The following is an 11,789-nucleotide window of genomic DNA, read 5'->3' as shown; positions in this document are numbered from 1 at the left end:
CAAGAAAAGCGAAAGCGCCTTGATCACCGATTTTTAATATAAGGACATTAACAAATCATAGGAAAAAGTCCTAAAGTTCGATAGGCGCTGGAGCTGGACATTTATTTCCATATTTTTTATTATAATGACCCCATTAATCTCTTCTCTATAGTAAGAAAAAAATAGAATCCAGTCGGAGAACCTATTGATTTTGTTTTATTTTTGATAAAAGACCATTAATAAACTTACTAGATTGATCGTCACCATATAATTTTGCAATTTCAACTGCTTCATCAATGACAACATTTCCTGGAACATCATCAGCATTATATAATAATTCAAACGCAGCTAATCTTAAAAGATTTCTGTCCACGTTAGCAATTCTTTCCAACGTCCAATTCTCTAAATAGCTTTTTATGGTTTCATCAATTTTTTGCTGATGCTCAAGAACACCATTCACAAGTTTTAGCAAATAAGCATCCCTTTTTTCTCCTTCTAAAACATGCTCAATAGCCTCTTCTTTATTTGTGTTGCTAAGATCTATTTGAAATAATGCCTGTAATGCTTTTTCTCTCGCCGTTCTTCTTTTCATTTCTTGTCTTTAGCTCCTTTATACTCTTAACCATTTGTATCCCATCAAAACAGATTATCAAAAAACAGGATGTGTGTAAACTGATTTTAAAAAATTTGCTTTTAATGACACTAATCCAACTTTTTAAGATTCAACTTTTCCTTTTTCCCCTGCTAATCTTTCTTGTGAATCACCTCATATGCACAGTGTTTCACTTTATAGAAAAATAATAGCACAATTAATAAGAAACTTCTATCTGCTCTAACCGCTTATTTCACTTCCATAAGCAAATAGACATGCCATATAAAAATAAAAGACTGACTCATAGAAAAAAAGGCTTCTTTTGATTGCAATAACCAGCAAAAAAGCTGGTTATGCAATCAAACTCCCTTTCCCCGAGCAGTCTTTTATTATATCAATTAAATTTCCTGTTCATATTCTTGTTCAACAGCTTTTGCTGTTTCAAATTGAATCCCTACCACATGAATATTTACTTCTTCTGCAGCTAATGCCGTCATATTAATTAGGGTCTGGCGAATATTATCTTGAATTTGCTGTGCAACTTGTGGAATGGATACACCAAAATTCATGACACAGTACACATCTACTTTTATGCCTTCCTCAGCTAATTCGACTTTTACCCCTTTATTATGAAGTTTTTTCCCTAATTTCTCCACAACACCTGAAGCAAAATTCCCCCTCATTTGGGCAACCCCTTCCACTTCAGATGCAGCAATACCAGCGATAACTTCAATCACTTCTGGGGCAATCTCTACTTTTCCTAAGCCATTCTGTTCTTGATTCATATCTAAAATAGTTGTTTCAGTCATAATAAAATTCCTCCTTTTAATCCTCTGATTTCGTCAAATCATACAATTCTAAAAACTTTGTGTTGAAATTGCCTTCCACAAATTTTTCATGATTAAGGAGTTTCAAATGAAATGGGATTGTTGTGTGAACCCCTTCAATAACAAATTCACTAAGAGCCCGTTTCATGCGTGAAATAGCTTCTTTTCTTGTACTTCCATAAGTAATAACCTTTGCAATCATACTATCATAGTATGGTGGGATGGAATATCCTGGATAAGCGGCAGAATCAATTCGAACACCTAAACCTCCCGGTGGGAGATACATATTAATTTTTCCTGGAGAAGGCATAAAATTCTTCGATGGATTTTCAGCATTTATCCGGCATTCAATCGCCCAACCGGAGAAGACAACATCTTTTTGTGCTATTTCCATCGGTTTTCCAGATGCAACTAGTATTTGTTCTTTTATTAAATCAACACCAGTAACCATCTCCGTTACAGGATGTTCTACTTGTATACGAGTATTCATTTCCATAAAGTAAAATTCTTGATTGTGATAATCAAAAATGAACTCTACGGTCCCTGCTCCTGTATATTGAACTGCTTCCGCCGCTTTTACTGCAGCTTCTCCCATTTTGCTGCGCATTTCCTCTGATAATACTGGGGAAGGAGTTTCCTCTAACAACTTTTGAAGTCTTCTTTGAATAGAGCAATCTCTCTCTCCTAAATGTATAACATGGCCATAGTTATCTGCAAGAACTTGCACCTCAACATGGCGAAAGTCTTCAATAAACTTTTCAAGATACACGCCTGCATTACCAAATGCCGTCAATGCCTCTTGCTGTGTTATATTAATCCCTTTTACAAGTTCTTCTTCCGTTCTTGCTACACGGATACCTTTTCCGCCGCCACCTGCTGTTGCTTTAATAATAACGGGATAGCCGATTTTTTCCGCTAATGCTTTTCCTTCTGCAATATCTTTTATAATTCCCTGCGATCCTGGCACAATTGGCACGCCAGCTTCCCTCATTGTTTCTCTGGCAATATCTTTTGTTCCCATTTTATTGATTGCTTCTGGACTTGGACCAACAAATATAATATTGCAATCTCTGCATAGTTCAGCAAAATCAGCATTTTCTGCTAAAAATCCGTAGCCTGGATGAATAGCATCACTGCCAGTTAATGTAGCTGCGCTTATTATGTTAGTAAAATTCAAATAACTATCTTTGGATGCAGTTGGTCCGATACAATATGCCTCATCTGCAATTTGCACATGCAGAGCTTCTTTGTCTGCTTCAGAATAGACTGCAACAGTTTCAATTTCCAGTTCTTTACATGCTCTTATAATTCGAACAGCTATTTCCCCTCTGTTTGCAATTAACAATTTCTTTATCATTGGTTAATCCTCTCTTCATTTAAGCCTTTACTATAAATAACGGTTCACCATATTCAACTAGTTCTCCATCTTTTACAAGAATTTCTACGATTTCACCGTCGACTTCGGCTGTAATTTCATTAAATAATTTCATCGCTTCCACAATACAAACGACAGAATCTTTATTTACCTTATCGCCTACTTTTACATATGCATCGGTATCAGGTGAAGATGACGCATAAAAAGTTCCTACCATCGGAGATGTGATTTTATGTAAATTTTCATTGGACGGAGCAGTTGCTTCCTCCTGTGCTGCAGACTCTCCTACAGGCTCGGCTGTTTTTTGACTTGGAGCTTGCATTGGAATACTTGTACTTTGTACAGGTGATGTCATTACCACTTCTCCATAGCTTTTCTTGATTTCAATTTTCGCCCCATCCTGCTCGTACGAAAAATCATTAATATTGGATTCATCTATTAATTTTATTAATTCTTTTATTTCTTGTAATTTAAACATTACAGTGCACCCCTTAAACAATTCATTATGACTAGATACTAATATCATACGATAAGACCTTATGATAGTTCAACATTCTTCTTGCCTTATTAGCTGTATTCCTTTTTTTCAGACATTTCTGTTAAATAGTAAGTACCTGTCCTTTTGCCATTCTATCATACCATTTCCCTTCAAAAATCACTAATTGTTGCATTGAATAGGTTTCTTTTGTTCTAAATTTTTTTATTATCATACCCTTTTTGGTATTTTTTTAAGCAGACAACAGCACGCTTAATACATAGGATGGAGGGAAGTTTTTTACTGTTTGAGGGATTCAATTGATCATATAACCGTATCTTCCATCGCTAAAAAGACAGAAAAGAGGTTTTCCCTCCTTTCTGCCAGTTTTGATATACTATTTTATTTATTTGGATCAAATTTAACTGCTACATAAGCCCCCGGCTCTTCTAAGTTTTTGCGAACTAATTGAATGATATCGTTTGCTGCTTCAGGAGAAAGTTTATCTGCTTTTACTGTTACATTTACAATACCATCTATTGTTCGAACTAGGACATCATCATAATTTTCTGCTTTAATCATTGTTTCCAATACTTTTTCCTGATCTGCTAATTTTCTTAATTTTTCAATTTCATCTTGTGCTTCACTTTTTTCTTCTGCTGAAGAATCAGCTGAACCCATTACTTCTGTTAGTTTTTCTTCATCCATGCTTCTTTGATCTTGCAAATCTAACCGCATTTGCTCAAATTCTTCATCTGATTCAATAGTCGAAACGGTGCTTCCGTCTTCTTTTACTTCTGTATTCGCATTTTCTTTATTGGCAGTTTTTGTCTCTTTTGCATTTTCCGCTGTATTTTCTGCTTCTTTTTTCTGTTTATTGTCTACTGCAGCAAATTCATTTTTTTGTTCTGGAGAGGTAATATAATACACGGATAAGACAACGACTAAACTTAACATGGTTAACAGCCAAACAGTTTGTTTTTTTAATAACATACGTATAAATCCCCCTTAATTTTGTTTTGGCATAACAGAAACCCGATGGCTTGGTACATCCAATGCCCTTGTCACCGCTTCAATTATCATACTTTTAATTTTTATATCTCCTGCTCCTTTTGCTACGATAAGAACCCCCCTAATTGTTGGTTTTTTCGTCTCTATCACTACGGGAACTTGTTTATCACCATTTTGTACAACAACGAGCTGCTCTTCTGAAGAGGAGTCTTCCACATGTCTTTTGCCCCCTTGTGGGTCTGTTTCTTCTGTTGTCTGAATTTGTGTGTTTGAATTTTTCTCATACACCTTTTTTTCTGTTGCATCAACATTGACATATACCGTTGCATCTTTCACACCGACTATATGGTTTATTGCTTCTTTTATTTGATCTTTGTACGCTTCTTCATAATTTGTAATGCCTCCGCTAGTTTCACCGGATTTTTGTCCAAATGTTTCTTGGGCTGCATTGTCTGTATTGCTCGTGTTGCTGAATGCTGAGATATTTGAACTGGAGTTTTCCTTCATAAACAGATTGCTTACTAGCATAATGGCAGCTCCCAGCAAGACTACTATGATTATATATTGCACTTTCCCTTGTTTTTTCCCCTCTTCTCCACCATTTGTGATAAATCTTTTTAACCAGCTGATCGGGCCCTTATCCTTATCCATTTGCGTTATCCTCCCCTCCTTCAACGAGAATGTTGATATGATTGCTTTCAACATCCCATTTATCTGCAAGAAATGATGTAATATCTTTTGTATCAACTTGTACTTGTTCCTTGTTAGATGGAAGAGACTGCTGGGTATTAATGTCTACTGATTCTACAACTTCCACAGCATTTTGTGATTCCTTGCTTTTTTTTAAGGAAATAACTAGCTTATCTAGATTTTCAGGAAAGCTCTTCGTATTATTTGGATCAAGCGCTATATGAACGTTATCAATCTCTACTCCGTACTTTTCCATCAACTCCTTGTTCGCTTCCGCTTTCATTTGGACAGCCATTTTATTTAATGTATATTCATCTAATGATGCTTGTATTTCTTTTTTCTGAAATTCCATCGAATTTTTTATATTTTTTTCTGCTGGTGTCTTCCATACAGCTGCTGACATGACATGATCAAAATCATTTGTCATCAATTTAAACACAGGAGATAATATCACGCTGATCAACAACAGCCCCGCAACCATTTTTGCATATTTTTGAAAAGTCGAATTCGGCAAAAGCAAATCAACCATTGTAGCCAATAGAATAAATAAAATAATATTGGTTACCCATTCCGTTATAAATTGCATCTTCTTGCCACCTCTCCTATTTAACCATCATCGTTAAATTTCCAGCAGTAATAATAACTGTAATGCTTAAAAAGAACATAAGGGAAACAATGGCAAGAGCTGCAAATACATACATAACACTTTTGCTGATAATATCCAGACATGTAATAACTGGTCCTCCGCCCAAAGGCTGTAAAAGAGCAGCAGCCAATTTATAGATAAATGAGATCATTAAAATCTTTACAGCTGGAAATGCTACAATTAAAAGCAATATAGCGACACCAGCAATACCGACTGAGTTTTTTAAAAGCAGACTTGCATTAATTACAGTGTCTGCTGCATCTGTAAACATCCTGCCGATTACTGGGATAAAATTTCCTGTTACAAACTTTGCCGTTTTAATCGTGATTCCATCAGTTATAGCTGTTGATGCTCCTTGTACGGAAATAACGCCAAGAAAAATGGTTAAAAACAGGCCTAATATTCCAATGCTGACTGTTCTCAATAAATTAGCTAATTGTGTCACTTTGTATTGCTCTGATAAGCTGCTGACTACATGGAGCAAGGTGGATAAAAACAATAATGGAAGCACTATATATTCGATCAGCATTCCACTTGTGTTCATTAAAAAGATAATAACTGGATGAAAAAATGCAGCAGAGACCACACCACCTGATGCAGCCATTAACGCAAGAAGCAGCGGCACTAGGGCTAAAATAAACCCTGTCATTGTCGAGATTGCTTCACTTGCAAACGTAACAGCAACATGAAAACTGTTTAACGCGATAATAATCAACACCATAAACACGATGGAATAAGCAACTTTGCTGATCGAGCTTTTTTCAAAAGAGTTTTGCAGCATCTGTAAAAGCATACTGAAAACAGTTAATAAAATTAATGATCCCAACAATTTTCCATTTACAATGATTTCATGGAACGCAAATTTAACCAATCCTGAAAATATTCCTTGTATGTCAAGGGATTTTTCCCCTTTAATAAAATCATACAAGCTCCCTTTTTGGCTTTCTGGTAAAAAACCGCCATATTCTTGCAAAATATCTTGCCAAAACCCTTTTAAATCATCTAAATTTATTTTATCCACTTGTGAATCCACCATTTCCTGGGGATCCAGCAGCTTGCTGTTATTATTTGTTTCTTCATCTTGAGGAGACGCTTGTACTGTTGGAATAAATATAAAAAAGATCACTGCCATCAAAAATAGTACGACTTTTAATTTCGTTTTCATTTTTTCACCTCATTAGAAAAGCGCAAGCGCCTTGGTCATTGCCGTATGGACTGGCCGATTAAGAAAGCAGTAAGGAAAATCGACTAACGACGCCACTTCCCTTATGTCTTTTCATCCTTCAAGTCTGTGGCAACACCGGCACTCATACGTCCTATATGTCGGAGCTAGACAACTATCTAACTTTAAAAGTTTATATTTTCTTATCTCTTAAGAAATTCCTTTATCATTAATTCGGTATCATTTTAATAATAGTTTCCACCAGTACTGTTAGAATTGGCACTGCCATGGCAAGAATTAATATTTTTCCCGCCAACTCAATTTTGGAGGCAATGGCACCTTGTCCAGCATCTTTCGTTATTTGGACAGCAAATTCTGCGATATAAGCAATTCCTATTATTTTTAGAATGGTCTCTACATAAACGGTATTAACTTTTGCGCTTAAAGCAATTTTTTCAATCATATTTATGATGGAAGCAATTTGGTCCACCAAAAAAAGAAAAATGGCACAACCAACAAAAACGACAAGCAAAAAAGCAATATTAGGCTTTTGTTCTTTTATTATTAGGGCTAGAAATGTAGAAATTAAGGCAATTCCTACGATTTGAAGAATTTCAATGATGATATCCTCCTTTAACCTTGAAATAAGAAAACGGATTTAATTTTTTGAAACAGGTCATCCACAATACTTGCCACCATAAATAAAATATAAATAAACCCAAACAGCGTTACCCATTGCGCATATTCTTTTTTTCCGACTTGTTCGAGGATAGTGTGTAAAAAAGCTACAACGATTCCTACACCAGCTATTTTGAAAATAATATCTACCTCTAAACCCATCTTTTTTCTCCCCCTAAAACTACATCAGTAAAATAATAATTAGTAAGCCGGATAGAACCCCTAAGCTTTTCACCATTTTTTCGTATTTCGTTTGTATATCTCTTGCTTCCTCTTCTTCTCTTTCTAAATGGGACAATGTCAACCTAATTTGATTCTGTTGGGAAATCCGATCGTGACGGCCGAGTGTTTCGCCAAATTGCTTCATAATTTCCAGCTCTGGCCCCTTCATCGCTGTTTTTTTCCATATTTCTTCCAAACTGGTTGTCCAAGCATTTCTAACGGTTGTTTCTTCATTGGTTAATTTATTTGCAAAATCTGCAAAAAAGGAAGCTAATGGCTTGCTCAGCTGTTCTGCCAATCTTCTTGATGCTTCATGCAAAGGGGTGTGTCCATACATAATTTCCGCCTCTAATGACTGCAATGCCGATCTCAACTGTCTTAATTGCTTTGGGCGCTCGCTTAATCCTTTAGATAATTCCATTCCAGCCCAGCTTGTCGAAGCAAAAATAATGATTGCACCGATTATCTTAAACATGATGTCACCTTCATTTCCTGTACCATTACATTCCCATTTTTGTTTTTAATTGCCCCAACTGTTCCAGGACCATTTTTTCTGTTTAATTCTATAAAACGCTCAAAAATTCCCATTTCCATAATTGGTTTTAACGTTGGTCTGTTTTGAATTTCCTCCAATGTTCGTCCATGTGTCGTCATGATTAGTTGGATACCAGCGTTAACCGCCTCTAAAATGGCTTCTCCATCTTCTTTTCTTCCTATTTCATCAACAATTAGTACATCAGGACTCATGGAACGAATCATCATCATCATTCCCTCTGCTTTGGGACAGGCATCCAGAACATCTAGTCGAGGGCCGAAAGTCATTTGAGGAATCCCATTGATACAGCCTGCAATTTCCGACCTTTCATCAATAATTCCTACCTTCATTGCCTTTGTTTGCCCCCTTTTATCCCCCGTTGAAATAAATCTCGCAATATCCCGCAGCAATGTTGTTTTGCCAGTTTGAGGAGGACCGATAATCATGGTATGAAACCATTTATTTTTTTCATGCAAAAATGGTACGAAGGTTTCTGCAATGCCGATTCTTTCTTTTGCAAAACGAATATTGAAGGAAGCGACCTGACTTATTGCCTTTACTTTGCTGTTTTCCAAAACTACTTTTCCAGCCAGGCCGACCCTATGCCCGCCTTCGATCGTGATAAACCCACGCTTAAACTCCTCTTCCATCGTGTAAACCGAATACTGGCTAATCTTATTTAATAGATGAAAAGCATCTTCTTTTGTAATGCAAAGCGGAAAAAAACTTGGTTTTCCATTAATGCATACTTCTAATGGACGATTAATGCGGATTCTAATTTCTTCTATGTTTTCTCTTGTTTGTGGAGGGATTGTGAGAACTTGGTCTGCAATCGTTTTAGGCAAAAATGAATAGATGGAATTCACAAACTTTTCCTCCTTTAACTAAAAGGTTTGTCCTTCTTTTTAGGGCTTGTACAGTTAAATAGAATGGATTGGTTCTCTATTCCTTATTAAAATGTATGCTTACAAAATTGCATTATTCCATCTATCTTTTTTTCATCATTCCTTATAAATTGGAAGTTTAAAAAAAGGTACAGCATCAAAAGCTATAGAAAGATAAAGAATCACTAATGGAGGAAAAAAATCATGAAGAAACTTATATGCAGCTTTGTATTGATGCAGCTGCTTCTTACCCAAACAAGTTATGCAGCACCAATAGGACAAACAAATCGGCCCAAAAATATTATTTTGTTAATCGGGGATGGAATGGGGTTAGGACAATTGGAAATTGCTAGAACCTTTGAATATGGAAAAAAAGGCAGACTATTTTTAGAAAGCCTTCCTTATACCGCACTCGTTCATACTAATTCCGCCAATAACAGGGTAACAGACTCTGCAGCAGGTGGAACTGCATTGGCAATCGGAAAAAAAACGAACAATGGGATGATTGGTGTAACTGCAGATGGAAAAACATCTGCGAGCATTTTAGATATTTTTAAAAAGAATGGATTAAAAACTGGGATTGCAACAACCAATTCAGTAACAGATGCAACGCCTGCAAGCTTTACTGCAAGTGTAAAAAATAGATGGACTGGACAAAAGGAGATTGCCAAACAGCAATTGCAAAACAAAGTAGATGTAATCCTTGGGGGAGGTCAAAGTTATTTCACTGATTTTAAAAACACGCATGAAACAAATCTGCTTGATCAGTATAAACAAGCAGGATATGAATACGTCACTACAACTGAAGAGCTTCAAAAAGCAAGCAGCGGTAAAGTCCTGGGTCTTTTTGGTCCAAAGCATTTAAATTTCAAATTAGACCGAGATGATTTAAAAAGCAAAGAACCAAGTTTAGCGGAAATGGCTGCGAAAGCATTAGATACGCTTTCAAAAGAAAACAAAGGATTTTTCGCCATGTTTGAAGGAGCAAGAATTGACCAAGCTTCTCATGCTGGTGATATAACGAGTATATGGAAAGAAACAATGGAATTTGATGAGGCTGTAAAATATTGTGTAAAATGGGCTAAAGTCCGTAAAGATACATTAGTCGTTGTTGCTGCAGATCATGAAACAATGGGAGTATCTGCAACAGAGCCAATGGATGTAAAGTCCTTAAAAAAAATTGCTGTCACTCCTCATTTCATGGCAAGTCAATTACAAAAAAATGCAGCAGGCATAGGCTATACAAACGATAGTGTAAAGAAAGTTTTTCAAGAATATGCTAGCATTACGTTGACAAACAAGGATATTGTCTTATTTAATTCTCAATTAACTCCTGCAAATGGACAGGCTTATCCAGAGCAGCATGTTGCTTGGGAAATCGGCAATATGATCGCTAAACATTATCATGCAGGAATTTTAGACCGATCCATAGAAGAATTAAGCTCAACAGGCGGACATACAAGCAACATGATTCCTGTTTTTGCTTATGGAATAGGTGCGGAAAATTTCCACGGTGTCCTCGATAATACAGATATCCCTAAAATGCTCATACAATTAATGGGCTATTCTTTATAATACAGGAAAGAAGCCTGCTGCTTTTGTCTGTAGCAGGCTTCAGTGTATAGACAAAATATAATTTCACAAAGCTCACTGATTTTACTAAATAATGCTACTGTCATTGGTCCAAGCCTTCATAGAAGATTTGCCTAGTATATATGGAGGTGATTTATTTATGTACATGTTTATCATGCCAACTACTACAACCCGATTTGGTCCTATCTTCAGCAAAAAATGCTGTATATCGATTTAAGTGCAGACGAGCATTTTAAAGTAAATGACTTGTAAATAACATAAAAAAAGGCAACCCAAAGGTTACCTTTTTTCAGCCGCATTTGCCGCTTTGATGTATGGAGTTTCAAAACCTGCTCCACCAGGTGGGTGTTCGCAAAAGATTTCTTCATATGTCTTTATGAGTATTCATAAAGCCTGCTGATCCGTCTTTAATATAGAACTCCCTAATTATCGATAAAGGTTGAAACTTCATACGATAACGAACAACGCAGCGTTTATATTTATATCATACAGGAAAGGAACATAAAACGCAAATAATAATAGTTAATATTATCCTACTATACTTTATTACGCGCGTGAAACATAACTTGCTTCTGTTGTATTAATAATTAGCATATCTCCTTGGTTAATGAAGAAAGGAACTTGCACCGTTAAACCAGTTTCTAAAGTAGCTGGTTTTGTTCCACCAGAAGCAGTATCCCCTTTAATCCCTGGTTCTGTTTCTGTTACTTCCAATACAACTGTATTTGGCAGTTCCACTCCTAATGTTTCGGATTGGTACATCATAATGTGTACTTCCATATTTTCTTTTAGGAACTTCAACTCATATTCAATAGCATTTGCAGATAATTCAATTTGATCATATGATTCCGTATCCATAAATACATGTTGATCGCCACTAGCATATAAATATTGCATTTTACGGTTGTCAATTTGAGCTTTCGCTACTTTTTCACCAGCTCTAAATGTTTTTTCCTGTACAGCACCTGTACGAAGATTTTTCAATTTAGATCGAACAAACGCCGCACCTTTACCAGGCTTAACATGTTGGAAATCTAAAACACGCCAGATCCCATTATCTACCTCAATTGTTAAACCTGTTTTAAAATCATTTACTGAAATCATCCAATAATCCTCCTAT

Annotated in this window: 14 protein-coding genes and 1 other RNA gene; 1 reads left to right on the top strand and 14 read right to left on the bottom strand. The window is 36.1% G+C overall.

The window, feature by feature from the left end; genetic code table 11:
* Positions 1-181: 181 nt before the first annotated feature.
* The 12 genes from nusB to spoIIIAA all read right to left on the bottom strand — a co-directional run bounded on the left by nusB (position 182) and on the right by spoIIIAA (position 9,058).
* The gene (gene nusB, locus ACTYBU_RS13525; protein ID WP_445490522.1) at positions 182-571 is read right to left on the bottom strand and encodes a transcription antitermination factor NusB; all 390 of its coding nucleotides are present in this window, start codon (positions 569-571) and stop codon (positions 182-184) included.
* Positions 572-969: 398 nt separating this feature from the next.
* Entirely contained in the window at positions 970-1,380 is a 411-nt protein-coding gene (locus ACTYBU_RS13520) for an Asp23/Gls24 family envelope stress response protein (protein WP_445490521.1), read from the bottom strand.
* A 16-nt stretch (positions 1,381-1,396) separates the two neighbouring features.
* Positions 1,397-2,755 carry an acetyl-CoA carboxylase biotin carboxylase subunit gene (gene accC / locus ACTYBU_RS13515; protein WP_445490520.1) on the bottom strand — a complete coding sequence of 453 codons (1,359 nt, stop codon included), beginning with the start codon at positions 2,753-2,755 and terminating at the stop codon, positions 1,397-1,399.
* Positions 2,756-2,774: 19 nt separating this feature from the next.
* A complete protein-coding gene (gene accB, locus ACTYBU_RS13510; RefSeq protein WP_445490518.1) occupies positions 2,775-3,251 on the bottom strand; it encodes an acetyl-CoA carboxylase biotin carboxyl carrier protein in 477 nt (158 codons plus the stop codon).
* Between the two features lie 399 nt (positions 3,252-3,650).
* Positions 3,651-4,241, bottom strand: coding sequence for a SpoIIIAH-like family protein (locus tag ACTYBU_RS13505; protein ID WP_445490516.1), 591 nt, complete (start codon positions 4,239-4,241; stop codon positions 3,651-3,653).
* A gap of 15 nt (positions 4,242-4,256) precedes the next feature.
* A complete protein-coding gene (gene spoIIIAG, locus ACTYBU_RS13500) occupies positions 4,257-4,910 on the bottom strand; it encodes a stage III sporulation protein AG (RefSeq protein WP_445490514.1) in 654 nt (217 codons plus the stop codon).
* Positions 4,903-5,535: a stage III sporulation protein AF gene (gene spoIIIAF, locus ACTYBU_RS13495; protein WP_445490513.1), complete on the bottom strand. Its 633-nt coding sequence runs from the start codon at positions 5,533-5,535 to the stop codon at positions 4,903-4,905. Before spoIIIAF ends, spoIIIAG begins: the two co-directional genes overlap by 8 nt.
* A gap of 16 nt (positions 5,536-5,551) precedes the next feature.
* Positions 5,552-6,760: a stage III sporulation protein AE gene (spoIIIAE, locus tag ACTYBU_RS13490; RefSeq protein WP_445490511.1), complete on the bottom strand. Its 1,209-nt coding sequence runs from the start codon at positions 6,758-6,760 to the stop codon at positions 5,552-5,554.
* A gap of 226 nt (positions 6,761-6,986) precedes the next feature.
* Entirely contained in the window at positions 6,987-7,382 is a 396-nt protein-coding gene (gene spoIIIAD, locus ACTYBU_RS13485; protein ID WP_445490544.1) for a stage III sporulation protein AD, read from the bottom strand.
* Between the two features lie 8 nt (positions 7,383-7,390).
* On the bottom strand, positions 7,391-7,597 hold the full coding sequence (spoIIIAC, locus tag ACTYBU_RS13480; RefSeq protein ID WP_445490509.1) for a stage III sporulation protein AC: 207 nt from the start codon (positions 7,595-7,597) through the stop codon (positions 7,391-7,393).
* 19 nt (positions 7,598-7,616) lie between these two features.
* Positions 7,617-8,132 carry a stage III sporulation protein SpoIIIAB gene (gene spoIIIAB / locus ACTYBU_RS13475; RefSeq protein WP_445490508.1) on the bottom strand — a complete coding sequence of 172 codons (516 nt, stop codon included), beginning with the start codon at positions 8,130-8,132 and terminating at the stop codon, positions 7,617-7,619.
* A complete protein-coding gene (spoIIIAA, locus tag ACTYBU_RS13470) occupies positions 8,120-9,058 on the bottom strand; it encodes a stage III sporulation protein AA (protein ID WP_445490506.1) in 939 nt (312 codons plus the stop codon). Before spoIIIAA ends, spoIIIAB begins: the two co-directional genes overlap by 13 nt.
* Positions 9,059-9,280: 222 nt before the next feature.
* Between spoIIIAA and ACTYBU_RS13465 the strand changes: the two genes are divergently transcribed.
* Positions 9,281-10,651 (top strand): alkaline phosphatase, encoded by a 1,371-nt coding sequence (locus tag ACTYBU_RS13465; protein WP_445490504.1) that lies wholly within the window; start codon positions 9,281-9,283, stop codon positions 10,649-10,651.
* Between the two features lie 304 nt (positions 10,652-10,955).
* Here the strand turns inward: ACTYBU_RS13465 and ssrS are convergent.
* Together ssrS and efp are read right to left on the bottom strand one after the other, a co-directional pair.
* A non-coding RNA gene (gene ssrS / locus ACTYBU_RS13460) (6S RNA) lies at positions 10,956-11,145 on the bottom strand.
* Positions 11,146-11,215: 70 nt separating this feature from the next.
* Positions 11,216-11,773 carry an elongation factor P gene (gene efp, locus ACTYBU_RS13455; protein ID WP_445490503.1) on the bottom strand — a complete coding sequence of 186 codons (558 nt, stop codon included), beginning with the start codon at positions 11,771-11,773 and terminating at the stop codon, positions 11,216-11,218.
* Positions 11,774-11,789 lie beyond the last annotated feature (16 nt).

Source organism: Niallia sp. 03133 (genome assembly GCF_052663225.1).
The sequence above is the reverse complement of the archived record's forward strand: the minus strand, read 5'-3'. Positions and strand labels throughout refer to the sequence as shown.